General features: G+C 72.6%; 20 protein-coding genes. 9 read left to right on the top strand and 11 right to left on the bottom strand.

Going from position 1 to position 25798, the window contains the following annotated elements:
* Positions 1–2: 2 nt before the first annotated feature.
* Complete coding sequence (locus tag ACZ6YG_RS26785; RefSeq protein ID WP_466019508.1) at positions 3–2972, bottom strand: ATP-binding protein; 2970 nt, start codon at positions 2970–2972, stop codon at positions 3–5.
* A gap of 137 nt (positions 2973–3109) precedes the next feature.
* Between ACZ6YG_RS26785 and ACZ6YG_RS26780 the strand changes: the two genes are divergently transcribed.
* Positions 3110–4372, top strand: a complete 1263-nt coding sequence (locus ACZ6YG_RS26780; RefSeq protein WP_466019507.1) for an FAD-binding oxidoreductase — start codon at positions 3110–3112, stop codon at positions 4370–4372.
* 4 nt (positions 4373–4376) lie between these two features.
* On the top strand, positions 4377–4937 hold the full coding sequence (locus ACZ6YG_RS26775) for an alpha/beta fold hydrolase (protein ID WP_148035478.1): 561 nt from the start codon (positions 4377–4379) through the stop codon (positions 4935–4937).
* A gap of 111 nt (positions 4938–5048) precedes the next feature.
* Here the strand turns inward: ACZ6YG_RS26775 and ACZ6YG_RS26770 are convergent, their stop codons facing one another.
* The 9 genes from ACZ6YG_RS26770 to ACZ6YG_RS26730 all read right to left on the bottom strand — a co-directional run bounded on the left by ACZ6YG_RS26770 (position 5049) and on the right by ACZ6YG_RS26730 (position 14976).
* A complete protein-coding gene (locus ACZ6YG_RS26770; protein WP_466019506.1) occupies positions 5049–5696 on the bottom strand; it encodes a hypothetical protein in 648 nt (215 codons plus the stop codon).
* A gap of 125 nt (positions 5697–5821) precedes the next feature.
* Positions 5822–6304, bottom strand: a complete 483-nt coding sequence (locus tag ACZ6YG_RS26765) for a hypothetical protein (protein WP_466019505.1) — start codon at positions 6302–6304, stop codon at positions 5822–5824.
* Positions 6305–6372: 68 nt separating this feature from the next.
* Positions 6373–7035, bottom strand: a complete 663-nt coding sequence (locus ACZ6YG_RS26760; RefSeq protein ID WP_187281504.1) for an AIM24 family protein — start codon at positions 7033–7035, stop codon at positions 6373–6375.
* 17 nt (positions 7036–7052) lie between these two features.
* The gene (locus ACZ6YG_RS26755; RefSeq protein WP_271277838.1) at positions 7053–7721 is read right to left on the bottom strand and encodes a sensor domain-containing protein; all 669 of its coding nucleotides are present in this window, start codon (positions 7719–7721) and stop codon (positions 7053–7055) included.
* 144 nt (positions 7722–7865) lie between these two features.
* A complete protein-coding gene (locus ACZ6YG_RS26750; RefSeq protein WP_466019504.1) occupies positions 7866–10577 on the bottom strand; it encodes a DUF5682 family protein in 2712 nt (903 codons plus the stop codon).
* The gene (locus ACZ6YG_RS26745) at positions 10574–11689 is read right to left on the bottom strand and encodes an ATP-binding protein (RefSeq protein WP_466019503.1); all 1116 of its coding nucleotides are present in this window, start codon (positions 11687–11689) and stop codon (positions 10574–10576) included. The genes ACZ6YG_RS26750 and ACZ6YG_RS26745 overlap by 4 nt, the downstream gene beginning before the upstream one ends.
* Positions 11690–11699: 10 nt before the next feature.
* Entirely contained in the window at positions 11700–13076 is a 1377-nt protein-coding gene (locus ACZ6YG_RS26740) for a VWA domain-containing protein (RefSeq protein WP_466019502.1), read from the bottom strand.
* A complete protein-coding gene (locus ACZ6YG_RS26735; protein WP_466019501.1) occupies positions 13073–14479 on the bottom strand; it encodes a hypothetical protein in 1407 nt (468 codons plus the stop codon). The genes ACZ6YG_RS26740 and ACZ6YG_RS26735 overlap by 4 nt, the downstream gene beginning before the upstream one ends.
* The gene (locus ACZ6YG_RS26730; protein WP_466019500.1) at positions 14479–14976 is read right to left on the bottom strand and encodes a hypothetical protein; all 498 of its coding nucleotides are present in this window, start codon (positions 14974–14976) and stop codon (positions 14479–14481) included. Before ACZ6YG_RS26730 ends, ACZ6YG_RS26735 begins: the two co-directional genes overlap by 1 nt.
* Before the next feature lie 140 nt (positions 14977–15116).
* Here ACZ6YG_RS26730 and ACZ6YG_RS26725 point away from each other — a divergent pair, with 140 nt between their 5' ends.
* From ACZ6YG_RS26725 to ACZ6YG_RS26710, 4 genes are all read left to right on the top strand, one after another.
* Positions 15117–15899 (top strand): intradiol ring-cleavage dioxygenase, encoded by a 783-nt coding sequence (locus ACZ6YG_RS26725; protein ID WP_466019499.1) that lies wholly within the window; start codon positions 15117–15119, stop codon positions 15897–15899.
* 75 nt (positions 15900–15974) lie between these two features.
* On the top strand, positions 15975–17024 hold the full coding sequence (locus tag ACZ6YG_RS26720; RefSeq protein WP_466019498.1) for an endonuclease domain-containing protein: 1050 nt from the start codon (positions 15975–15977) through the stop codon (positions 17022–17024).
* A 3-nt stretch (positions 17025–17027) separates the two neighbouring features.
* Positions 17028–17699, top strand: coding sequence for a hypothetical protein (locus tag ACZ6YG_RS26715; RefSeq protein WP_466019497.1), 672 nt, complete (start codon positions 17028–17030; stop codon positions 17697–17699).
* Positions 17696–20938 (top strand): helicase HerA domain-containing protein, encoded by a 3243-nt coding sequence (locus ACZ6YG_RS26710; RefSeq protein WP_466019496.1) that lies wholly within the window; start codon positions 17696–17698, stop codon positions 20936–20938. Before ACZ6YG_RS26715 ends, ACZ6YG_RS26710 begins: the two co-directional genes overlap by 4 nt.
* 3 nt (positions 20939–20941) lie before the next feature.
* Here ACZ6YG_RS26710 and ACZ6YG_RS26705 read toward each other — a convergent pair whose 3' ends face one another.
* Positions 20942–21781 carry a polysaccharide lyase gene (locus ACZ6YG_RS26705; protein WP_466019495.1) on the bottom strand — a complete coding sequence of 280 codons (840 nt, stop codon included), beginning with the start codon at positions 21779–21781 and terminating at the stop codon, positions 20942–20944.
* A gap of 216 nt (positions 21782–21997) precedes the next feature.
* Between ACZ6YG_RS26705 and ACZ6YG_RS26700 the strand changes: the two genes are divergently transcribed.
* From ACZ6YG_RS26700 to ACZ6YG_RS26690, 3 genes are all read left to right on the top strand, one after another.
* Entirely contained in the window at positions 21998–23686 is a 1689-nt protein-coding gene (locus tag ACZ6YG_RS26700; protein WP_466019494.1) for a galactose-binding domain-containing protein, read from the top strand.
* Between the two features lie 10 nt (positions 23687–23696).
* Positions 23697–24536: a DUF1996 domain-containing protein gene (locus ACZ6YG_RS26695; protein ID WP_466019493.1), complete on the top strand. Its 840-nt coding sequence runs from the start codon at positions 23697–23699 to the stop codon at positions 24534–24536.
* 123 nt (positions 24537–24659) lie between these two features.
* A complete protein-coding gene (locus ACZ6YG_RS26690; RefSeq protein ID WP_271277625.1) occupies positions 24660–25784 on the top strand; it encodes a class I SAM-dependent methyltransferase in 1125 nt (374 codons plus the stop codon).
* Positions 25785–25798: the final 14 nt, after the last annotated feature.

The raw sequence follows: 25798 nt of genomic DNA, 5'->3' as shown, positions 1-25798 counted from the left end.
CTCTATCCAGAACGATCGGTCAAGTTGAGCAACCGGAGTGTGGCCTCCCGCTCATGGGCCGCCCCGATCCGCCCCCACATCTCCGCCGACTCGCTCAACGCCTCCCGGTCCCCCCGCAACCGCCCTTGGGCCCGCTTCAGGCAGGCGGCGGCCCACGCGTTCTCCTCACCCGCCGCCTTCGCCGCGGCCACCCGCTCAGCGGCATCCGCCTCCCCGCGGACCACGGCCAGCTCCGCCACCGCCGCGATCGCGTACCTTCCGAACATCCCACCGCCACCCTCTCGCCCTTGGCCGTCCGCCGGCGGCGAGGTGTGCGCGAGGGCGAGGTCGGCTTGGTGGATGGCGAGGCGGGCGTCGATGAAGGTGATCAGAGGGGCGTAGCGGGAGACCGGGCCGATGTGGCCGACGGCGATCGCGCGGGCCCGCCACGCCTGGCATGCCGTGTCGTCCCCGCGCAGGCCGTGGGCCAGTGCCACCATGCCGAGGGCGGGAGCCATCCACCGTCCGGGCGGGGCGTCCACGCGCGCCTGGCCGTCCACCATCTCGGCCGCCCGCGCCAGCGCCTGGTCGAAGTCGCCCGCGAGCACCAGCGGGGGCACCAGCCTGCTGCCGGCCAGCGCGGGATGGCTGCCCGTGACGTCGTCGTCCGCCGCCATCCGGGCCGCCTCCAGGGCCCCATGCAGGTCGCCGACGGCGACGGCGAAGAAGGACGCGGTGTGCAGCGCGTCGACGATCTCGATACCGGTCCGCGGGTCGTCGCCGTCCATGGCGGGCAGCAGCTTGAGCCGCTCCCCCGCCAGCCGGTACGCCTCCCTGGCCCGTCCCCCGCGGTCGGCGGCGCAGATGACGGCGTCCAGCGCGGAGCTGGTCAGCACCGGGTCCCCGGTGGCCCGTGCGGCTTCCAGCGCTCGCCCGGCCACGTCCGGCCGCCCGGTGCTCCAGGCGCGCGCCGCCGCCACGTGCGCGGCCACGTACGGATCGTCCAGGTCTCCCGCCGCGGCCGCCTCCGCCGGCAGCGCCCGCACCCGCTCCTCCTCCGGCTCGTCGTCGAACCCGAACCCCGGATGCCTCTCGGCGATCACCGCCGCCCGCGCCAGCGCCACCGCCTCGGCGTTCCCGTCCCCGGCCGCCCGCGCCCTCTCCGCGGCGCCGAGCTGCAGCCGATACGCCTGCCCCGCACGCGCGAACGCCAGCGCGCACTCGGCGGCGTCGGCCAGATCCCGCGCCGCCTCCCCATCCCCAGGAGCAAGCACCGCCGCCTGCTCATAACGCGCGACAGCCTCCCGCAAAAACCTCCGCCCATACGTCAGCCCCGCCAACCGCCTAGCCAGCCGATGCGCCTCCCCACCAACGCCCACCACACCCGACCCGTCACCGTCCGTGCCGGTTCCCCCATCCACGCCCACGCGAGCACCGGCACTCTCCCTCGCACCCGACCCGTCAGCGTCCGTGCCGGTTGCCCTATCCACGCCCACGCGAGCGCCCGCACTCTCCCCCGCACCCATCCCGTCAGCGTCCGTGCCGGTTGCCCTATCCACGCCCACGCGAGCGCCCGCACTCTCCCCCGCACCCGTCCCGTCAGCGTCCGTGCCGGTTGCCCCATCCGCAGTCCCCGCCGCGAACGTCCCCTCGGGGGACGGGAGGGCGGCGGCGTCAGCGGTCGTCGCGGTGGCGAGGGCGGCTCGCAGGTCGTCGGCCACCGCGTCGAAGCGGCCCCACCAGGCGGTGTCGAGGTCGTCCGCGCGGGCGGTGGTGAGCGCGTCGGCCGTTTCGACCGCCCAGGCGAGGTGACGCCGCCGGGCGTCCGGGAGCTCGCCGCTCTCCTCCAGGCGTTCGGCTGCGAAGGCGCGGACCGTTTCCAGCAGGCGCCAGCCGCCGGCGTCGCGACAGTGGACGACCAGGCTCTTGTCGACCAGCCTGCCCAGCACGTCGGCGGCGGCACTCCGGCTGCCGCCCGTCACGGCCACCACGGCATCCAGGCCGAACCCTCCGGCGAACACCGCCAGCCGCCGGAACAGGGCGCGCTCGTCCGCCTCCAGCAGGTCGTGGCTCCAGCCCAGCACGGCCCGGAGCGACCGGTGCCGCCGGTCGCCGCCACGCCCGCCCGCCAGCAACCGCAGGTTGTCGTCGAGCGCCGCCAGCAGACCATCGGCTCCCAGCGCGGCCCCCCGGGCGGCGGCCAGCTCGATCGCCAGCGGGAGCCCGTCGAGCCGGGCGCAGATGCGCGAGGCGACGTCCCGTCCGGCGGCGAACCCGGCGGCCCCCGCCCGGTCGAGGAACAGCTCGACCGCGTCGGACCCCGGCGGCAGCGGCTCGACGGAGACGACCCGCTCCCCGGGGACGCCGAGCCGCTCGCGACTGGTCACCAGCGCCCGGGTGGCAGGACAGACCGCCAGCAACCGGTCCACGAGCGCGGCCACCGGATCGAGCAGGTGCTCGCAGTTGTCCAGCACCAGCAGCGCGCGCCCGCGCCCGAGCCGGTCGGCGATCGCGTCCTCCAGCGGCTGCCCCGGCCGCTCCGCCACGCCGAGCGCCGCGGCCACCGCCTCCGCCACGAACCCGTCGCGCACCGGCACCAGGTCCACGAACGCGCCGCCGTGCGGGAACGACGGCGCCGCCGCCCCGGCGACCGCCACCGCCAGCCGGGTCTTGCCCACCCCGCCGGGCCCTGCCAGCGTCACCAGGCGGGAGGACTCGAAGGCCGCGATGATCTCCGCGCGCTCCGCCGACCTCCCCACGAAGCTCGTGCGCGCCGCCGGCAGCCCCGCAAGTTCCCCCGTCCGGCTCTGCCGGGCGAGCGCGGCCAGCTCCTTGCGGTCGGCGGCCCCGTGCTTGCGCAGCAGCGACGAGACGTGGCTCTCGACGGTGCGGACGGAGATGTGCAGGCGGGCGGCGATCTGCGCGTTGGTGAGGCGGTGCCCGAGCGCGGCGAGCACCTCGGCCTCGCGCTCCGACATCCCTCCGCCCGTCACGGCCCCATCATCGCCCACCGCGCCAGAACGGGTGCGGGTGGGCGGTGAATCCGTGGTGGATCCGTGGTCTATACGGATGCCCCCCGCGGGCGTGCCGCAGGAGCCTGAGTTCAGGTCAACCACCGAAGGGACGCATCATGCTGACGAACATCGCCGACCGGATCGACGGCTTCACCGGTGCCGTGCACCTGCCGGGTGACGAGGGCTACGAGCTGGGCCGGCAGTCGCTGAACCCGGCGGTCGACGCGCGGCCCGTCATGGTCGCGGAGGCGGCGCGGACGGAGGACGTGCGGGCCGCCTTGGTGTCCGCCAGGACGTGCGGGCTGCCGCTGGCCGTGCAGGCCACCGGGCACGGGACGCACGTGCCGGCCGACGGCGGGATCCTGCTGCGCACGGGGGCGCTGGACCGGGTGGAGATCGACCCGGCGAGGCGGGTGGCCCGGGTCGGGCCCGGTGTGCGGTGGGGGCGGGTGCTGCGGGAGGCCGCGGCGTACGGGCTGGCGCCGCTGTCGGGGTCGTCGCCCGACGTCGGGGTGACGGGCTACACGCTCGGCGGCGGGGTCGGGTGGCTGGCGCGCAGGTACGGGCTCGCGGCCGACAGCGTCGTGAGCGCCGAGGTGGTCACCGCCGACGGCCGGACCGTCACGGCGGACGCCGACCGGCACGCCGGCCTGTTCTGGGCGCTGCGCGGCGGGGGCGGCAACTTCGGGATCGTCACCTCGCTGGAGTTCCGGCTCTACCCGGTCGACCTGGTCCATGCCGGGATCGCCTTCTTCCCGTACGAGCGAGCGGCCGAGACCCTGGCCCACTACCGCGCCTGGGCGGCGCAGGCCCCCGACGAGGTGAGCACGGCGGTCATGCTCACCACGCTGCCGGGCGGGACCGAGCGGGTGCTCGGGATCAAGGCCATGTACGCGGGAGCGCCCGAGCGGGGCGAGCGGGTGCTCCGGCCGCTGTGGGAGGTGGCCGGGCCGGCGATCAGGGACGAGGTGCGGCCGGTCCGGTACGCGGACGCGGCCATGGGCGGCACCCCGGCCCGCTACCTCGACTTCTTCCACGACCTGCCGGACGCGGTGATCGGCACGCTGGTGGAGGCCGGGCGGCACGCCACCGTGGAGATCAGGCACTGGGGCGGCGCGATGTCCCGTCCAGGCCCGGACGCGGGGCCGGTCGGGCACCGGGGCGCGGCGTTCTCGGTCATCGTGAGCGAGCGGCTCGCCGGCATGGCCGACGCGCTGTCGCCGCACGGGACCGGCGGCACGTTCCTCAACTTCCTGGCCGACGCCGGGCGGGTCGCGGACGCGTACACGGAAGCCGATCACGCCCGGCTGGCCGAGGTGAAGCGTACGTACGACCCGGACAACCTGTTCCGGCTCAACCTCAACATCGCGCCCCGGTGACGTCGTGCCCCGGGTCACGTCCTGCGACGGGACGTCCATCGCGTACCGCACGGACGGGGAGGGACCTGCGGTGGTCCTGGCCGGGTTCCCCGATCGGGCGGCGGCCCTGCTGGCGGAGCGTTTCACCGTATACCGCTACGACCGGCGGGGCACCGGCGGCAGCGGGACGACCGCCCCTTACGCGGTGGCGCGGGAAGTGGAGGACCTCCTGGCGGTCCTGACGGCCGTCGGGGGCACCGTGGCGCTGGCCGGGTGGGGTCCGGGGGCGGTCCTCGCCCTGGAGGCCGCCCGTCGCCTCCCGCCCCTCGCCTGTCTCGCCATAGCCGGCCTGGGGCCCCTCGTCCCCGCCACCTGCCCGGATCACTCCCACGCTGAGGGCCGCGCGGCCGACACCCACATCGAGGCCGCGCTGCGGCGACTGGTCTCCCACGCTGAAGCGCCGATCCCGGCGGATCTCGCCGCCGCCCGCTGGACGTGGCTGACGGTGCCGGTGCGCGTCATCGGAAACCCCGCGCTGGCGGCCGTCCTCTCCGAAGGCGTCCGGCAGGACGGCTTCACCACCTGAGATTCCCCAGGTCACCGGCTCCGACCATGCGGTCGCCCGCTGCTGAGAGCCAGCGTGACCCGAAGTACGCGGAGCGTCTCCTGGGCGGTGGGAGAACCCTGGCCGAGTGTCTCACTCGAAGAGCTTGTCCACGGAGTCGACCAGCGCGGCCCGCTGCAGCCATCTTTCCAACGTCTTGATGTCGGTGCAGGACATGATCCGATCCCGGTCGTCCTCGGTCACCCGGAACCCGCGCGCCTCCAGCACGACGAGCAGCCCTTTGGCCTCACCCCGGGCCTCACCCCGGGCCTCGCCCTTCGCCATGAGGCTTTGTGCATATTCGCCCTGGTAGAGGTAGGTCTGTGTGGCCATGAGCCGCTCCATTTCTTTCTGCGCGTCCCCCGCCAGTGCCACGGTGACATACTCAGCGTAGCGTCCTGCCTTCTCCGGGTCGATGTGGTCCAGAGCTTCTGTCAGGGTGGCGAGAATGGCTTTGATCTGCGGGTTCTCACTATGGGTGATCGCAGCGATAGCCGCCAGGCCGATGTTGCCGACGGCCTCGGCTACGTCGGTGATGACGGGCGTGTTATCGGGGCCGATCACGAAGGGACGCAGGACCAGGCCCGGATGGCCGGTCTGGATGTGCTGGGACGCCCATGCGGCAACGGCGCGGTTGGGGCAGATGACGACCAGCAACGCCTGACAGCGGTCGCGGGCACGCATGTTGGCGATGTAGGCCAGCCACGTCCAGTGTTTGGTGTCGTCGCGCTGACGTTGCACCTCGGTGATGACCGCCAGTTTGACCTTTCCTTCGGTGAAGAGGAGTGCGGCGTCTGCCCGATAGACAGAAGGGCTTATCTCCGACAGCTCGTTGGAGATGACTTCAGAAGTGGATGAGGGGATGCTTAGGAGTGCGCGGCCACCAATCCGACGACCATGGTCAGAAGGCCCACCGAGGTGGTCACGATCCCCACCGTGACCGCTCGCCTGCGCGCCCGCGGCCCACCCCACCAGTACGCGAGCACGTACGGGAGGAAACCGAGACCGGCGAGCCCGGCGGCCGGGACGGCGGAGACGGCGAGCACGCCCTTGGCCCCGTCGGGGAGCGCGCGGGTGCCGTCGGGGGTGAGGCGGGCGTGCGTCACGTCGCCCGCGTCCGAGTCGGGGGAGGTCGCCACCATCACGGGCCGGCCGCCGTCGTCGGGGACGAACCGGCCGCGGCAGTCGTACCGGCCCCGGCTCAGCGACTCGCAGGACACCACCGTGAGCGTCCCGGGCGTGCCGGTGTGGCCGAGCGTGAGCAGGTAGTCGGGCACCGCCACCGGGATCGGCGCCAGGCAGACCGCCAGCCAGAGCAGGATCAGGACGATCCGCGGGAAGTTTCCCATGCGGGACAGAATGGCGACCGCGGCTTGCGGGTGACTTGGCACCGGCTGCCTCGACCGCGCCGGTGTCGTCAGGCGGGCTTCGGCACCAGCGGGCCCTCGCTGGCCTGGACCAGGACGAAACCCTGGCCCTGGAAGGCCAGTTGCATGGCCTCGCCGCTGCCCCGGCCGATCAGCGCGCCGGCCTTGAAGGTGCGGTTGACGCCGACGTGCAGGGCGGCGCTCCAGCACACGGCCGACTGCCCGTCGGCGAAGGTCGGCATGCGGCTCGCGTCGAGCATGACCGGGGTGCCGTGGGTGGTGACGGCGACCCATCCGGTGCCGGTGAGCGTGGTGTTGAACAGCCCGCCCGCCGCGACCCCGGCCCCCTGCACCCGCTGGATGTCCCAGCTGATCTGCGGCTGGAAGGCGAGCAGGTTGCGGCCGTTGACGGTCAGGCCCTCGTTCTCGAGGTAGAACAGGTGGATGTCGTCGGCGTTGTCGGCGAGGTAGAGCGCGCCCTGCCCGCGCACCCGCATGAGCGAGGCGCCCTCGCCGGTCATGGCCTTCTTGAACAGTTTGCCCAGCCCGCCGGAGCCTTCGTAGTCGAAGTCCCAGTTGCCCTGGAAGGCGACCATCGACCCCTGCTTGGCGAGCACCTCGGGGAGCTCGACCCGGAGCATCTTGCCGTTCTGCAGGGCGAAGCCGGGCGGGAGCTGCTGGGTGTCGAGGTTGCCGAAGATTGGGCTGCGCACGGGTTTACCCTTCAAGATCAGGCGGGGATCCTCTGGTCCACGATATGCGGCGCGGCGGCGGGGCGCGCGAGAGCGGGCCGGGTGAGCATCAGCTCGGCCAGGCTCGCCTTCACCAGAGCGGTTCCGCGCAGCACGGGGGCCAGGGTGATGGCGAACAGCAGGCCGATCACGGTGTTCCAGACCACGAACAGCGCCGGGCTGGCGCCGAACCCGAGCAGGTCGGGCAGCCCTGTCTCGACGGCCCCGGGGATGCCCGCGATGATCCACCCGTACAGCGGGAAGGTCAGCCCGGCCAGCGTGCCCACCCACCAGACGGCGGCCACCACGAACCCGGCGACGGCGATCGGGAAGGCGATGATCACGTGCAGCAGGTCCATGATCGCCTGACCGCTGGCCAGCGGGTTCATCATCCGGCGGAACCAACCGGCCCAGACGGGCGCCTCGCGGTAGCGGGGACGGGCGACGGGGTGGCCCAGCACGCCGGGCAGGGAGGCCCGCTCGACGTCGGCGACGTTCCTGGCGAGCCCGGCGGTGGCGGCCAGCACGGGCAGTCCGACGAACGCGACGGCGGCGCCCAGCCCGGCGGAGACACCGGCGACGACCAGCGGGAACGTGACGAGGGCGGTGGGGAAGGACAGGAGCAGGTAGCGGGAGTCGGCGGCGATGCGCTGCTGGAGGGTCGTCATACCGGCAACGCTACGGATCGGCGGCGGCCGAATCAGTCCCGCGAGCAGGCGGAACGGGGGTAGGGCTATCCCTACCCCCGTGGCGGTCAGCGCTTCAGCCGCGCCCGAGGCTTGTCCTCACAGCGAGCGAGGCCGACGCTGCCGTCAGCCCGGTGCCAGCAGGGCCGCCAGTGCGTCGGGCGCCGCCGGGTGGCGGGCCAGGAGGTCACCTGCCGGGCCGGGGCCGGTCGCCCCGGTGGCCTGCCAGGTGCCGTCGCAGCCCAGCAGGGCCGCGAGCGCGTCGGTGGTGGCCGGGTGGGCGGCGAGCAGGTTCGTGACCGGGCCGCCCGCCGGAGTGGGGACGGGAGTCGGGGCGGGCGCGGCGGTCCATGGCGGGGTCCACGCGTCCACCGCCGCGAGCGTGCCGGGGAACGTCCGTCCGGCTTCGCGTACGAGAACCGGCACCAGCTCGGCGGCCTCGTCCTTCAGGGTGGTGATGAGCTTGGGCAGCCACGGCAGCAGCACGCTGTCGGGCAGGGTCGCGAAGGCGTCGGAGATCAGCTCGACCACGAACGGCGTCAGCGCGGGCGCGGATTCGAGCGCCTGCACGAAACCGCTCAGGTACTGCGGGAACGACGGCACCACCAGCGGGTTGGCCAGCAGCTCGGCACAGCGCGCCCGCAGCTCCGCCGACGACAGCAGGCCGAGCTGGAACCTGGCCGCCCACAGCAGCGCGACCTTGCCCGGCGTCTCCGGGTGCGACTGCTTGACCGCCAGCTCCAGCTGGGCGCGGTCGCAGCCGAGCGAGATCGCCAGGCTCTCCATCCCGGACAGGAACCCCAGCATGGCCGCCACCTGCCGCACCCCGGTGTCGTCGGCCACGAAGGCGCTCGGCAGCAGCGTGCAGTAGTGCGCGTATCCGGTGGTGACGAACCGTTCGACCCAGGCGGGCAGCGCCGGCTCGGCGGACCGGTAGTGCGTGAGCAGCCGGCGGATGCGGCGCAGCACGTCGGGCGCGTCGTCGACGGTGCGCTCGGCCGCCAGCAGCTCCACCGCCCGCGCCCCGAGCTCCTCGGTGAACCGGCGGCTCCCCAGGAGCACGATGGACTCCTCCACCGCCTCCAGCGCGACGGCGGCGGTGGCCTCGGGATCCGTCACCATCTTGCGCAGCCGCTGCTCCAGCACCTGCTCGACGGTGACGCCCTCGTAGCCGAGCTCGATGAGTGCGCGCTGGTGGTGGCCGATGGCCACGTCCCAGCTCTCCTGCCTGGACCGCTCGCCCAGCGCGCGGTTGCCCATGATCGGCCGTACCGCGCCGTCCGGCATCAGGCGGCGCAGCATCCACAGCAGGTGGGAGCAGGGCTCCAGCTCGGGGTCGGTGCCGAAGTCGAGCAGCACCCGGTGCACGGCCCGCTTCCGCACGTCGACGCCGAGCGGCTCCAGCCGGTCGTAGACGTCCTGGGCGAGCGGCGGCAGCGCGGCGTAGCCGACCTCGCCGATCCGGTCGCCGCCGAGCAGGATCTCGCAGAGCTGCGCGACGTCCCTGCGGCCGGGCACGGCGTCCTTCTCGATGCAGGTGACGGCCGCGTCCTGGAAGTCGTACGGGGTGGGTCTGGCGCGGTTGCGCATCCCGGCCAGCAGGATCGACGTCTCGAACACCGCGATGGCGTCGGCGGTGCTGGCCAGGTAGCCGTTGCGGCGGGCCAGCCGGACGATGTCGACGCACCAGCCGAGCAGCTCGGCCTCGTCCAGCGCGTCCAGCGCCGGCGGGCTCGACAGGAATCCGGTCAGCCGGTCGGTCACCGGCCCCTCCGCGACCGGAGCCGCCTTGCGCGGCCTGGTCGTCGCCTGCCGGCCCTTGAGCTGGTAGGTCTTGACGCCGCCTCGGGTGACCGCCTTGGCGTAGGTGGCGGCGGCGATCGACACCGAGCCGGGTGCCAGCCCGAACTGGGCCTCGACGGCCGAGTGGCTGGCCGGGACGATCCCGTACTGCCAGGTCGTGCCGGTGCGCGGGGTGACCTCGTAGGCGGGCTCCGCCGCGCGCAGGCCGAACTCCTCGACCCGGCTGGCGGCGTGGAAGGCGCCGCACACGTACAGGCAGCGCCCGGGGTCGGCGCCGGAGGCGGCCAGGTGCTCGCGCATGCGCGTCCACATGTGACGCTCGCGCTCCTCGTCGCCGGCCAGCCGGGGCGAGTCCTCCGGGGTCAGCCGCCGGAACAGGCTGCCGATCAGCACCATGACCTGCCGGTAGGTGGCGTAGTCGGCTCCGGAGAGCGGCTGCTCCACGTACTGGTCCCACCACTCGGACCAGTGGCGGACCTTGGCGTGGTGCAGCAGGTGCCGCTCCAGCTCGGCGAAGCGGGGCCGCAGGTCGCCGATCTCGATGCCGACGGACTCGTCAGGACGTTCCTGCGGCAGCCACTGGTAGACGTGGTCGGCCGAGCGGTCCACCAGCACCAGCTCCACGCCGGGCGTGTCGAGCGCGTACGCGATGGCCTGGTATTCGGCGGACGCCTCGGTGATGGGCGCGACCACGTTGAGCGGGCCCCAGCCCTCGGGGAAGCCGTCCAGCTCGGTGGCGAACGCCTGCAGCGCGACCGGCAGCCGGCAGTTGCGCAGCTCGTCGAGCACCGGCCGCAGGTCCTCGCAGAGCTCCAGGTAGACGACCTCGGGCTGCTTCTCGCGCAGCCTCCTGGCCATGGCCAGCGCCGAGGCCGGGGAGTGGTGGCAGACCGGGAAGATCTCCAGCGGCTCGGCCAGCGCCCGGTCGACGTCGTCGACCAGGCCCGACAGGATGCCGGAGAGCGCGCCGGGCCCGTCGGCGAAGGTCTCGGCGGCGGCGTGCAGCTGCTCGCGCAGCGCGGCGAACGGGCTCATGAGAGCGTGGCGATCGCCTGGCGGCCGCCTTCGAGGAAGCCCTGCCACTCGCCGCCGTCCTTCTTGCTGCGCGGCTCGACCACGCCGTGCCAGAACTTGTTGAGTATGGCCAGGTCCTCGGGGCTGCGCCGGGCCAGCGAGCCGACCAGTGACCCGGCCAGCGTCGAAGCCCGCAGCGTGCTGTCGCCGAAGAAGTTGCTGTGCAGGATCGCGTCCTCCAGCACGCCGATCTGCTCGGCGGTGGACAGCGCCGACTCCAGCTTCTCGTCGTCGCTGGTCGCCGACTGGGCTGCGGCGCGCAGGTCGGCGAAGCTCTGCAGCAGGATGTCCAGCAGCGACGGCGGCACCTCCAGCTCGATGCGGTGCCTGCGCAGCAGCTCGGTGGTGCGGAAGCGGACGATCTCCGCCTCGCTCCGCTTGTTGGTCACGACCGGGATGCGGACGAAGTTGAAGCGCCGTTTGAGGGCCGACGACAGGTCGTTGACGCCCCGGTCGCGGCTGTTGGCGGTGGCGATGACGGAGAAGCCGGGCTTGGCGAAGACGATGTTGTCGTCGTCCAGTTCGGGGATGGACACGTACTTCTCCGACAGGATCGAGATCAGCGCGTCCTGCACGTCGCTGGTGGAGCGGGTCAGCTCCTCGAACCGGCCGATCACGCCCTGCTCCATCGCGGTCATGATCGGGGACGGGATCATCGACTGGCGCGACTGGCCCTTGGCGATCACCATGGAGACGTTCCACGAGTACTTGATGTGGTCCTCGGTGGTGCCGGCGGTGCCCTGCACGACCAGCGTCGAGTTGCGGCAGATCGCCGCCGACAGCAGCTCGGCCAGCCAGCTCTTGCCGGTGCCGGGGTCGCCGATCAGCAGCAGGCCGCGGTCGGACGCGAGCGTGACGATGGCGCGCTCGACGAAGCTCCGGTCGCCGAACCACTTCTGCTTGATCTCCCGGTCGAGGCCGTCGGAGCGCTCGGAGCCGAGCACGAACAGCCGGACCATGCGCGGGCTGAGCCGCCAGGAGAACGGCTTGGGCCCGTCGTCGACCGACTCCAGCCAGTCGAGCTCCTCGGCGTACTTGGCCTCGGCGGGGGCACGCAGCATCTCATCGGTCATGGCGTATCTCCTAGGTGAGGAAGCTCTTGAGCTCGAACACGAGTTTGTTGATGTTTCCCGAGATGACGGGCGTGCCCAGGTCCTTCAGTTTCTGGCGGAACCACGGGTCCACGCTCTGATGGCCCGAGCTGGTCACCGACCCGACGGGGATGAACCTGGTCCCGGAGCGGTGCACGGCCTCGAACTCCCGCTGCAGGTCGCGGACGTCGTAGAAGTCCGAGATCCACACCATCGCGGTGTTGCGCGGGTCGACGATCTTGGGGCGGGCCAAGGTCATCGCGACCGTCCCGTTCGTGCCGCCGCCGAGTTTGGTACGGAGCAGCACCTCGAACGGGTCACTCACCCACGGCGTCAGGTCGAGCGCCCTGGTGTCGTAGGCGATCAGGTGGACGTCGACCTTGGGCAGCCCGGCGAAGATCGAGGCCAGGATGGTGCAGTTGACCATGGAGTCCACCATCGAGCCCGACTGGTCGACGACCACGATCAGGCGGGCGGGGGTGGTGCGGCGGGCGGTGTGCCGGTAGAAGAGCTTGTCGACATACAGTCGCTCGTCCTCGGCGTTCCAGTTGGTGAGGTTCTTCCAGATCGTCCGGTCCAGGTCGAGGTTGCGGAAGACCCTCTTGGGCGGCACCGAACGGTCGACGGCGCCCACGCTCGTCTGCTGCACCTGGGTGCGGAGCACCTGGGCGACCTCGTCCACGAACCGGCGGATCAGCGCCTTGGCGTTGGCCAGCGCCACCCCCGACAGATTGGACTTGTCGCGCAGCAGCTGCTCGATCAGCGACATGCTGGGCGTGAGCTGCCTGGCCAGCGCGGGGTCGGCGAGCACCTCGCGCAGCCGCATCCGGCGCACCAGGTCGCCTTCCAGCCCGGCGAGCATCCCGCCCAGCTCGCTCTGCCCCGGCTGGGCGCGCAGCTCGCCGGCCTCGCAGCCGAGCGCCTGCTCGAACCAGCCCGCGTCCTGCTGCCAGGCGGCCAGCCGGGTGGCGGTGACGTCGCCCGTGCCGGTCGCGAACAGGTTGAGCAGCAGCTTGGCGGCGAGCGCCGCGGTACGGGCGCGGTCACGGTCGTCGTCGCCCGTCATGAGGCCGCGGAACTCGGGGCCCAGCTCGGGGAAGCGCTGCACCAGGTTGTCCACGGACACGGACGGGTCGAGCAGCTGGGCCGGCAGCCCGAGGTCCTCGACGATGGCGACGCTGGCGGACTCCAGCGCGGGCTGCTCGTCGGCGCCGAACACGCGGGCCAGCAGCCGCCAGAGCAGCACCTGCCGCCGATTCGCCTCGGCGGCGCCGTGGGCGGTCGCGTCGCCGTGGGCGGTCGCGTCGTCGTGGGCGGTCGCGTCGGCGTGGGCGGTCGCGTCGCCGGTGGGGTTGTGGTCGGTGGTCATTTGCGCAGCAGCCGTCCCGCTCGTTCGCGGAGCACGCCGACCGGGTCGCCCGTCTTGGCCAGCGCCTTGGCCGCCTTGGGGTCGGTGGTGCCCAGCGCCCAGTCGCCGTTGTGCGCGGCGACCGGCTTCTTCTTGACCGTGGCCTGGACGGCGAGCGGCTGCAGCAGCCACCCCCCGGCGTCCCAGCGCAGCAGCCCGACGCACGCGGTGGAGGCGGCGAGCAACTCGGGGGTGAGCGGCCCGCACCCCGGCAGCCGCCCGGTGGCGAACGGCATGGTGGCGCCGTCGAGCGTGAGCGTGACCCCGCCGCCGGCCTTGGCCGCCTTGTATCCCTCCACCAGGACCGGCTCCGCGACGCGCGCCGGGTGACGGTCCAGCGGCGGGGTCTCCCCGGCCACCGCGCCCGCGAGCAGCACCCGGGCGGTGGCGAACGGGTCGGTGAGCTCGGCCGCGGTGGCCTTCTCCTCCTGCCAGACCAGGTCGCCGCCGGGAAGCAACGGCATGCCGTCGATCTCCGCGGCCAGATGCTTGGCCAGCGTCGCCAGCAGCACCGGATACGCCTGGAACAACCCCCACACGGCCGGCCCGGTGATGGTGTCGACCTTGCCCGCGGCGACGCTCACCCGTACCAGCCGGGACGTCCCGCCGCCGGCGGGCTCCAGCACCGCGTGCACCTGCACCTGGACGGCGGTGCCGTGCTCGTGCATGTCCGCCCCGAGCGGCAGCAACCGCCCGGACACCGTCTCGGCGCCCTCCCCCGCCCCCGGCCAGCCGGGCTCGGCCAGCAGCGTGGCCCGCGTCCACAGGTCGGCCCAGCGCCGTAAGGGCAGCCGTTCCATCGTGGACACCGGCGACGAGTCACGGAGCTCGGCGGCCAGCCCGTCGAGCAGCACCGCCAGCCGGCGCGCCCCCGGCTCCGCGAGCACGGCCTCGATGGCCTGGTCACCGGCGGCGGCCAGATCGTGCCCCACTCCCCGCCACCCGGTGATGGCCAGCTCGTACAGCCATGACCGGCACCCGACGAGCAGATTGCCCGGTACGGACGAGTCACCGGCGGCGGGCGGGCCGGAGGGAGACCTCGTCCTGCCCAGCGACTCGTCCAGCCGGGTCAGGAGGGCGTCGTGGGCGGCGCCCAGGAGGGCGGACCGCGCGGCGGCCAGGGCCGTCAGGTGCTCGCCGCTCACCGATCCGGCCGACACCTTCGCGGCCGCCTCCGCCACCCGGTCGCCCAGCGGCGTCGCCGCCACCGCTCCGGCCAGCGCGGCGATCGCCGCGGCCCGCTGCTCGCCCACCCGGCCGAAGCCGTGGGACAGCGCGTCGTCGAAGCCGTCGACCAGCTCCAGCGCCTCGGCGAGGCCGTCGGGCAGCCCGCCGACCAGGTCGTTCAGCTGCATCCCGAGCATCAGCGCACCGTCCCGGGGAACCAGTGCATCTCCGCGAGCGGCGCCGTGGTGACCGGCAGCTCCAGGTAGCCCAGGTGGCGCAGGAACCGGCTGAACACCACGGCCGCCGGCTGCGACTCCTGCTGCCCGTCCAGCCTGGCCGCCAGGTCGGCCCCGGACGCCACCGTCTCGGCCCCCTCGACCCGGAGGTATCGGGCGACCCGCTCCGCTCCGTACTGCACGATCGCCTCGTCCACCAGCGACCGCAGGTGCTTGCAGAGCGAGCCGTAGAGACCGCCGCACGGGCGGTTGTTGTTGGTGCTGCAGTTGAAGTCGTGGGATCCGGCGGCGATCGAGGAGACGTACACGCGAGCGATGTCGGAACCGCTCGACACCACCCCCTGCAGCCTGCCGTCGGCCAGCTCGACGAACGGCACCTTGGCCAGCTTGCGCGGCTGGACGGGCGGCACCACGCACGTCACGCTGCTCTGCTCCCACACGGTCGGGTCAGCGGGCACGGTCAACGACCTCCAGCCGGGCTCGGCAATGATCAACGGAACCGGAATGTAGCGAACCTCACCGACAAAGACCGGCGGATCTCTCTCAGCAGACCTTCATGTGACTCACCTAACGTCGAAACCCCATCGAAGGGAGCGATATGGGACACGATCACGAAGGGCAGCGCGTCAGCAGGCGGCGGATGATCGCGGGCATCGGCTCTCTCGGGCTCGGCGGGCTGATCGCCGCGTGCACGGGGCAGCCGGTCACCACCTCCACCGGCGAGTCCGTCACCCCTCAGGCGACCACCGCCCAGGACCTCACCTCGCTCTTCGACGGCGCGAACACCTGCACGCTGACCCCCGCCACCACCGCGGGGCCGTACTACTTCGACGCCGACAAGGTCCGCGCCGACATCCGCGAGGACCGGGAGGGCGTCCGGCTCCGGGTGGCCGTCAAGGTGCAGGACAGCGGGAGCTGCCGGCCGATCAAGGACGCGGTGGTGGAGATCTGGCACTGCGACGCGGGCGGCCTCTACTCGGGCGCCGAGGCGATGTCCCGTGGCGGCGGCGCGCTCTCCGCCTCGTCGCCCGACCTCGACCCGCAGGACGACCAGCGCTACCTGCGCGGCGCCCAGGTCACGAACGCCGACGGCGTCGTCGAGTTCACCACCGTCTGGCCCGGCTGGTACCCGGGACGCTGCGTGCACATCCACGCGATGGTGCACGTCAGCGACGCCCGGGTGCTGACCACGCAGATGATGTTCGACGAGGCGCTCAACGACCGGATCCTGGCGGGGCGGCCGTACGCGGCCCGGGGCGAGCGGGACACCCGCAACGACGGCGACGGCATCTTCCGGGACGAGATGCTCATGAAGGTCACCCCCGACGGCGACGGCTATGTGGGCGCGATCGTGCTCGCCGCGGACCCGGACGGCCGATAGCGGGTGACAGCCGCGCGGGGTGGCGTATAACGTCGCCACCACTGTCCGAGTCCGGCTGACGACGGAGGGCGAGCGGTGCGGTCCTGGGCTGCGTTACCGACCGGCAAGGTCGTGCGCCTGGAGGGCGCCGGCCCGCTGCCGCTCGCCGTCGACTCGCTGCCCCGCGAGGCCCCCGCGATCCTCACCTGCACCGCCCGGGAGGCGCGCTCCCCGAAGGCGCTGGCCTCCGCGATATTGGACGAGCTGGACGCCACGGTGCTCGGCCTTTTCCCCGCCTGGCTGCCGGACGCCGAGGGCATCGACGGGCCCGGCGGGGCGGGCCTGGCCGCCGTACGCACCCTCGCCCTCCGCACCGCCGCCACCAGCGCCCACTTCGGACCGTTCCTCGCCGAGCTGGCGGAACGCGCCCTGCGCGCCCGCCCCGGCCGGCTCCCGGACCTGCGGGCGAGCCTCTCCCCCGAGATCCGGCCCAGCGGGTTCCCGCCGGCGGTGCGGGCCGCGGGGCTGGCCAGGGCGCTGGCCGCCGCCTTTTCCCGGCCCGGCGCGGCGCTCCTGGTTGACGTGCCGGAAGGGCTGTCGCCCGCCGGTCAGGAAGCCCTGGTGGCAGCGGGCGAGTGGCTGGCGCACCGCGCCGGGCTGGGCATCTGGCTCTCGGGACCGCTCCCCGCCGTGGACCGGGTGGAGACCGTCCTCGTCGCGGAAGCACCGGCCCAGGCCGCCTCCCGTCCCGAACAGCAGATCACCCCGGGCAGGACCGGCCACCCGCCCGTCGCCGGCCGCCCGCACCCGGCGAGCGCCGCGGAGCACGCACTGGAGGCCGCGCTGAGCGGGTGCGCGTGGGCCGCCGGCCGGGCCTGGAACCAGACGATCCACCCCGGCGCCCTGGCCTCTCCGGTACGGGCCGACCTGCTGTGGCAGGACGAGTGGTGCGTCGTCGAGCTGGACGGACCGGATCACCGTGAGCTGGACAAGTTCACCACCGACCGCGCCCGCGACGTGCGCCTGCAGATCGCCGGTTACGCCGTGCTCCGGTTCACCGATGTCCAGGTGCTGACCGATCCCCAGGCCGTGGTCCGTCACATCGAGCTTTTCCTGCGGAACCGTCGAGTCTCTCAAGAAGGATGAAACATGTCAGAGCGAAAGCTGTCGCTCCCTGAATTCGCCGCCCTGATGGCGCTGGCCGAGGAGAACGGCGAGATCTCCAACCCCGACCTCCAGGAGCGGCACGGCCTGACCATCGACGGCAAGAGACGCCTCAAGCTCAACGAGCTGAAGCTGGTCGACAGTTGGCGGCAGGGCCGGTCATACGTGCACGTGCTCACTGACAGCGGCTGGGCTCGCCTTGAGGAGGACCTGCGCGCCGGAGCGCTTCCCGCGATGACCGGCTCGCCGAAGGTGATCGCCCGTGGCCTGCAGGGCTGGCTGCGGAAGTACATGGACCGTTCCGGCTTGCGACTGGCCGACGTGTCCACGCCCCTGGAAACCGCTCCGTCTGGAGAGGAGGCCCCGGTGGACGAGCCGGTCGGGCTGCTACCAGGAGACCTGGAAGCGCGGATCCGCGCCGCGTACGCGCGGTTGGCTCCCCGGCCCGGCTCCTGGGTGGGGCTGGCCCGGCTGCGTCCCCTGCTCGGCGACGCGCCCAGGGACGCGGTCGACGCCGCGCTCGTCCGGCTGGAACGGCTGCCGGACGTGAACATCGTCCCCGAGTCCAACCAGAAGATCCTCACGCCCGCGGACCGGGAAGCCGGGGTGATCATCGGGGGTCAGGAGAAGCACCTGCTGTGGATCGGGGAAGCATGACAGGGCCCGGCACCGAGGCGCTCACCGCGCTCAGCTTCAACTACACCGAGGGCGCCGACGACGTCTGGCGGCCCTCGGCGTTCCATGTCGAAGGGCTGCACGGGCACTCGGCGAAGATCCTGCTCGACGGCCTGGCGGAGGCCGGCGGCCAGCGGGAGACGAGCCCGATCGGCGTGGTCCTGCAGGGCCAGCGCGGCACCGGCAAGACCCACCTGCTCGGCTGGCTGCGCGAGGTGACCCAGCGCCAGGGCGGTTACTTCGTGCTGGTCGGGCTGCTGGACGCCAAGGAGTTCTGGGAGAGCGTCATGGTGTCGCTCCTCGACAGCTTCTCCCGACCGGGCGAGGGCGGTGAGACGCAGCTCAGGGCGTTCCTGTCACGACTGGCCGCGCGCGCCGACCTGTCCCGGATGGCCCGCAGGGCCGTGACCGGCAAGAAGACCCTGTCCAGGGAGGAGCTCGACGCGTTCGTCCACGCGCTGCGGGCGATGGACGAGAAGGTCGGGCGCGAGTGTCAGGACACCGCGCGGGCGCTGGTGCTCTACGCCTCCCCCGACCCGGCCCTGCAGGACCTCGGCGAGGCTTTCCTGTACGCGATGCCGGAGGGCGAGACCGGCGACCGGGCCCGCTGGGGCATCCGGCCGATCAACAAGTCGCCGCAGGAGATCGTCAGGGACGTCTCCCACCTGCTGGCGCTCACCGGCCCGACGATCATCGCGGTGGACCAGATCGACCCCCTGATCGCCCAGTCCAGGATCTCCACCGACACCGCGACGGATGACGGCCACGGCGACAAGCTGCTCCTGGAGCGGATCGCCGGCGGCCTGATGGCGCTGCGCGAGGTGACCAGGCGCACCATGACGGTCGTCTCGTGCATCCCCCAGACCTGGACGCTCGTCGAGCGGATGGCGGTCGACACGGTCCGCGACCGGTTCCGTACGGCCGTGCAGCTCATGACCATCCCTGACCCCGAGACCGCGCGCGAGCTGGTCGCCAAGCGGTTCGACGTGCAGTACGGGGCGGCCGGGGTCGAGCCGCCGTACCCGACCTGGCCCGTGCGGCCGGAGGCGTTCGACGAGGCGCCCGGGTTCACCGCGCGGCAGTTGCTCATCACGATCGACAAGCACGTACGGGCATGCCTGCTCAGCGGCGAGGTGTCGGAGCTGACCAGCCTCACCGCGCGACCGCAGCCTCCGGTCGAGGAGCCCGCACGTACCGCGGCCGTCACGGAGGCGGCGGCGCTCGCCGGGCTGGACGCCCGCTTCGCCACGCTCCGCGACGCCGGGGAAGCCCCTGACGTGAACGGCGCCACCGAGGACGTGCTGATGCCCGCGCTGCTGGCGGCCGGGTTGGCCGCGTGGATCACCGAACAGGGCGAGGACGGCCAGGCGTTCAGCGTCGACCCGCCGCCCAGCGCCAAGCCGCCCCTGCACGCGCGGCTGCGGTTCACGCTGGACGAGACGACGGAGGACGAGGCTCACTGGGCCTTCCGGGCGATCACCGCCGAGCACGCGGTCTCGGCGCTCAACCGGATACGCAAGGCGTCGGTGGCGGCCGGTCTGGACGCCGAGGTGCCCAAGCGGCGGCTGTTCCTGCTGCGTAAGCAGGACTGGTCGAAGGGGGCGCGGACGCGGGAGGTGGTCGCCGCCTTCGAGCGCGCGGGCGGAAGGACCCTGTCCTTCACCGACACCGACCTGCGCGTCCTGGCGGCGCTCAGGCACCTGCGCGCGGAGAACCCGCCGGGCCTGGCGTCGTGGCTGTCCTCCCGCCGCCCCACCCGCACGGTCACCTTCCTGGCCGAGGCCCTGGCGGATGTCCGGACCGTCCCGCCCGCGACCCGGGACGACGGCCTGAGGACCGGCGATCCCGCCGTCGGGCGTGCCGAAGAGCAGGAGAGGCCGACAGGTCCGACGGGCCCCGGGCCTGCTCCGTCCGATGACGCCGCCGTACGGAGAGAGGACGCGTCCCCTTCATCCCACGGTCCCCTGGCGCCCTCGCCATCCCGTGAGGACACCCCCCACGTCCCCCTGGGGAGGGCCGTCGGGAGCGGGCAGCCCGTCCAGGTACAGCTGGAGGCGTTGCGGAAGCATGCGGCGATCTTCGCCGGTTCCGGCTCGGGCAAGACGGTGCTGATCAGGCGGCTGGTCGAGGAGTGCGCCATGCACGGCGTGTCGGCCATCGTGCTCGACCCGAACAACGACCTGGCCAGGCTGGGCGACCGGTGGCCGGAGCGGCCGCAGGGCTGGCTCGACGGGGACGAGGGGAAGGCCGCCGACTATCTGGCCGGGACCGAGGTGGTGGTCTGGACGCCGAGGCGCGCGGCGGGCAGGCCGCTCAGCTTCCAGCCGCTGCCGGACTTCGCCGGGGTGGCCGGTGACCCCGACGAGTTCGCCGAGGCGGTGGAGTCGGCGGTGGCGTCGATCGCGCCCCGGGTGAAGGTGGACGCGCGGACGAAGAAGGCGGATCTGGGCCGGGCGGTGCTGCGCAAGGCGCTGGAGCACTACGGCCGCGGGGGCGGGTCGAGCCTCAAGGGGTTCGTCGCCCTGCTGGCCGACCTGCCCGACGGGGTGAGCGAGCTGGCCGACGCCCCCCGGCTGGCGGCCGACCTGGCGCAGTCGCTGCAGGCGGCGATGGACAACGACCCGCTGTTCGGCGGTGGCGGCGAGCCGGTGGACCCCGGCGTGCTGCTGACGCCGTCGCCGGGCAGGCGGGCGCGCGTCTCGGTGATCAGCTTCGTCGGGCTGCCGAACGACGAGCAGCGGCAGAGTTTCGTCAGCCAGCTCCAGATGGCGCTGTTCGCCTGGATCAGGAGGAACCCGGCGGGCGACCGTCCGCTGGGCGGGCTGTTCGTGATGGACGAGGCGCAGACGTTCGCCCCCGGCGGAGGGCGGGTGACGGCCTGCACGCACAGCACGCTGGCGCTGGCGTCGCAGGCCCGCAAGTACGGTCTGGGCCTGGTGTTCGCCACCCAGGCGCCCAAAGGTCTGCACAACCAGATCCCCGGCAACGCCGCCACCCAGTTCTTCGGCCTGCTGAACGCGCCGGTGCACATCGAGGCGGCCAAGGAGATGGCGCGGGCCAAGGGCGGCTCGACGCCGGACATCGCCCGGTTGAGCTCGGGCGAGTTCTACGTGGCGCTGGAGGGGAGCGCCTTCGTGAAGGCGCGGGCGCCGATGTGCCTGAGCCACCACCCGAGGGCGCCGCTGACGACGGAGGAGGTGCTGGCCCGCGCCGCCCGCTGACGGCTAGCGGGTGGACGCCGGGTTGACCTCGCTGAAGGTCCTGCCCACCGCGATGTTGTCGTGGAAGATCGTGCGGCTGTCGACGTCGGTCTTCCCGGAGGCCCACGCGGGCTTGTAGATGCCCCACTTCAGGTAGCCGCTGGTGGTCTTGTCGTCGTTGAAGGTGTTGGGACCGCCGGCGGTCAGGACCTTGCGCCATCCGGGGTTCTTGTGGGTCTGGTACCAGCCGTCGATCTTCCCCTGGCTGCCATGGCTCCAGGTGAACTTGAAAACGAAGTCGTGCCACTGCCCTGGCTTCACGTCGGCCAGGTCGAAGCTGGTCTTGCGGACGGATTCGGGGGTGGAGCAGGCGTTGCCGTCGGAGTTGACCCGGAGCCGCCATTTTCCGGAGGGCTGCACGCTGAGGAAGGCGCTGGGGAACTTGTCGGTCTCGCACGCGTCGCTCCAGGGCTTCCACTGGAACACGATGTCTTCCCTGGAGTCGCGCTGCCAGGTGCTCAGGAGGTAGACGCTGAACCCGTAGTAGACGGTGTCGCCGGAGCGGAAGTGGGTCTCCTTGGTGTGGAGGGTGTGGCTCTCGGCGCGGGTGCTGCCCGCGACCTTCGGGTCGCCGTACTTCAGCACGCTGCGTACCGCGTACTCGCCGGTCCTCGGCAGGTCGTCGACCGTGATCGAGTGGCTGCAGCACTCGTTGAGGCCCACCTTGGGGTGCGCCCCGTTCTCGTAGTCGACGCGGAACGGCGCCGCCGCCGCGAGCTCCGCGGACGCGGGGGCCGGAGCGCCCGCCGTGGTGAGACCGGCGACGGCGAGCGCCGCCGCCGTGATCTGTCGGGGCTTTCCCATGTGCGTGAAGTCCTCTCCGTGACCTGAGATCCCGCGGCAGCTTGCCAGCGGTCGGTATGGAGCCGGTATGCCGTGAGGATGGGAGAGCGCTCTCCGACCTGCTCCACTCTGTGCCTTAACACTCCCTTCCTGCTGACAGGCGACTTGACAGATTTTCCTGACACCATCACCCTCACTTTAGGGAGCGCTCCCCCCTCGCTCCCTGAGGAGACCTCCGTGAGTCCACCCCGCCTGGGGACGCTCGTCACACTCGTCCTCGCCCTCGTCGCCCCCCTCCTCGCGGCCCTGCCCGCCCAGGCCGCCGCCGCCCTGCTGTCACAGGGCAGGCCCGCCACCGCCTCCTCCACCGAGAGCGCGGCCTTCCCCGCCTCCGCCGCCGTCGACGGCGACGCCGGCACCCGCTGGTCCAGCGCCTTCTCCGACCCGCAGTGGATCCAGGTCGACCTGGGCTCGTCCGCCGCGCTCTCCCAGGTGGTGCTGCGCTGGGAGGCCGCCCACGCCACCGCCTTCCAGATCCAGGTGTCCGCGAACGGCAGCGCCTGGACCACCGTCCACACCACCACGTCCGGCCCCGGCGGCACCCAGACCATCGACGTGTCGGGCACCGGCCGGTACGTCCGCGTGCACGGGACACAGCGGGCCACCCCGTGGGGCTACTCGCTCTGGGAGTTCCAGGTGTACGGCACCGGGAGCGGCGAGCGGCTGCTCTCCTACGGCAGGCCCGGCGTCGCCTCCTCCTCGCAGCACGACTCCACCTGCTGGGAGTGCACCCCGGCGCGCGCCTTCGACCTCGACCCGGCCAGCCGGTGGGCCACCGCCGCCTGGGCCGACCCCGGCTGGATCTACGTCGACCTCGGCGCGACCGCCCAGATCACCAGGGTCGTGCTGCAGTGGGACCCGGCCTACGCCCGCGCGTTCCAGATCCAGGTCTCGCCCGACGCCTCGGCCTGGACCACGATCTACTCCACCACGTCGGGCACCGGCTTCAAGCAGACGCTCACCGTGAGCGGAACCGGCCGCTACGTCCGCGTGTACGGGACGCAGCGCGCGACCTCGTACGGCTACAGCCTCTGGGAGTTCCAGGTGTACGGCACCGGCGGCGCGCCCATCACCCCACCGTCCCCCGCCCCCGACCCGGCCGACCCGCCGCGGCTCGTCTGGCAGGACGAGTTCGACGGCCCGGCGGGCGCCAGGCCCGATCCGGCCAAGTGGACCGTCGATCCCGGCACCGGGCCCAACAACGAGCTGGAGCACTACACCGACAACGGCAACGCCGCCCTGGACGGCCAGGGCCGGCTGGTGATGGAGGCGCGCAAGCAGGCCACCCCGGGCTCCGCCTGCCCGCGTGACCCGCTCACCGGCAGCACCACCTGCCAGTACACCTCCCACCGGATGAACACCGGCGGCAAGTTCCACTTCACCTACGGCCGCGTCGAGGCCCGGATCAAGGTGCCCAGGGGCAACGGGCTGTGGCCGGCGTTCTGGATGATGGGCGCCGACTTCCTGACCGGGCGGCCGTGGCCGTACAACGGCGAGATCGACATCATGGAGGTGCTCGGCAAGGACACCCGCACGTCACACTCCACCGTGCACGCGCCCGCCTACAACGGAGGCGGCGGCATCGGCGGCTCCTACACGCTGCCCGGCGGCGCCGACCTCGCCGACGACTTTCACGTCTGGGCCGCCCACTGGGACAGCCGCGGCATCACGTACACGCTCGACGGCCGCACCGTCGTCACCCTCAGCAAGGAAGAGGTGGAACGCACGCGCGGCCCGTGGGTGTTCGACCACCCGTTCTACATCATCCTCAACCTGGCCGTCGGCGGCGACTGGCCCGGCCCGCCCGACGCCTCCACCCCGTTCCCCGCCCGCATGCTCGTCGACTACGTGCGCGTCTACCAGTGAGGACCCCGCCATGAGACTGTTACGCCTGTTCGCTGTGCTCGCGGTGCTGATGGGTGCGCCGCTGTCGGTCCAGCCCGCCCAGGCCGAACCGGTACGGGTGGCGGAGTTCCTCGCCGACTGCCCCTACAGCCACCGGCTGCCCGACGACCCGATCATCTTCCCCGGCCTGCCCGGCGCCTCCCACATGCACAGCTTCTTCGGCAGCCGGATCACCAACGCCCACACCACGCTGGCCGACCTGCAGCGCGGCGCCACCAACTGCAACCCGTCGGTGGACAGGTCCTCCTACTGGGTGCCGACGCTCTACCGGAACGGCACGCCGGTCGAGCCGACGATCACCACGTTCTACTACCTCGGCGAGGGCGTTCGGCCTGACGTGACCGCGCGCATCCAGCCGTTCCCCCTGGGGCTGCGGATCGTGGCCGGCAACGCGCGCGCCGCCGGGCCCGGCGACTCCACCATCGCCCGCTGGTCCTGCCTGCACGCCGGGCACGTGCCGGCCTCGAAGGACTTCGTCACCTGCCCGCCCGGCACGATGCTGGAGTCGTACCTGGACTTCCCGCAGTGCTGGAACGGGCGCGACCTCGACTCGCCCGACCACAAGAGCCACATGGCCTACCCGGTCGGCGACGACTGCCCGAGCAGTCACCCGGTGCCGGTGCCCAAGCTCCGCCAGGTGCTGCGCTACCCGGTCAGCGGTGACCCGTCCGGGTTCCGGCTGGCCTCGGGCGGCGGCTACACCATGCACGGCGACTTCTTCAACGCCTGGCCGGTCGCCGAGCTGGAGCGCCGGGTACGCGACTGCATCCGGCCGATCATCAAGTGCGGGGCCGACGGCAGGCCGTCGTGACCTCCCCGGGCGGGCCGTCTCCAGCGGCCCGCCCGCCTTGGCCGTTTGGGGATGGTTTGCTGGCGGTAGCGATGGAATAGTCAGGGCAATACCCGCGCAAACGGTCTGCGTTAGGGGTGTGCGATGGTCTCGGCTCGACGGCTGCTCGGCAAGCTGGTCTACGGCTCGCGCTACGACAAGGTGCCCTGGGGGCAGCGGGTCTACGTACGCCCCGGAGAGCGGCTGATCCGCGAGGCGCAGTGGCGCAGGCTGCTGAGACGCTCGCCGATCGTGGAGCCCGAGGACTACCAGGCACGCATGCCGCTGGGCGAGATCGAGGAGTTCATCGACTGCACGCTCTGCGGCGAGCCGCGCATGCAGCCGCTGTACGAGCCGGTGGGCGAGGACGGCAAGTGGCGCTACCACGTGGTGCGCTGTCCCTCCTGCGGGTTCCTCTACCGCAACCCGAACATCCGTCCCGAGCGGCTCGGCGACCTGTACGCCAAGGGCTACAGCAAGTTCCTGACCGGCAAGTACGCCGCCAACCGGCAGCGCCGCTACCAGCTCACCATGGACGCGTTCTCCCCGGTCTTCGACGACGGCGCCGGGCGGCGACTGCTCGACTTCGGCTGCGGCGCCGGGCTCTTCCTGGAGCTGGCCGAGCAGCGCGGCTTCGACGCGGTCGGCGTGGACCTGTCGCCCGACTCGGTCGCGCAGGCCAACGAGCGGCTCACCCGGGGACGGGCGTACCTGGGCGCGCCGGAGGACGTGCCGGAGATCGCCGCCGGCGGCTTCGACGTGATCACCCTCTGGTCGGTGCTGGCGCACCTGCCCAGGCCGGTGGACGACTTCCGCCGGTTCCGCGAGCTGCTCGCGCCGGGCGGGGTGCTGATGATCCTCACGGTCAACGCCAACTCGCTGCTGCTCAAGGCGTACGAGTCGGCGTGGAGCGGCTTCACCAAGAACCACCTGATGTTCTACTCGGCCGACACGCTCCCGGTGCTGCTGCGCCGTACCGGCTTCGCGGGGGCGGGCTACGCCCCCTTCTACGGCGACACGATCGAGGCCCGCACCACCAACCTGCCGGAGTCGCTGCGGGCGCGGCTGCGCCGCACGGTGCAGGCCACGGACGGGGGCAACATGCTGCGCGCGATGGCCTTCGCCGACGAGGAGGCGATCACCCGCTGGTCCGGCTCCCGCGAGGTCCGCCGTCTGCGCGCGGAGCCGGCGGCCACCAAGTCCGCGCCGCTGGATCTCACCGGGACGTGACTACCCGGAGGTAG

The organism is Nonomuraea sp. NPDC054003 (assembly GCF_055585125.1).
Note: the sequence above shows the minus strand (reverse complement) of the source record. Positions and strands in the feature narration are given on the sequence as shown.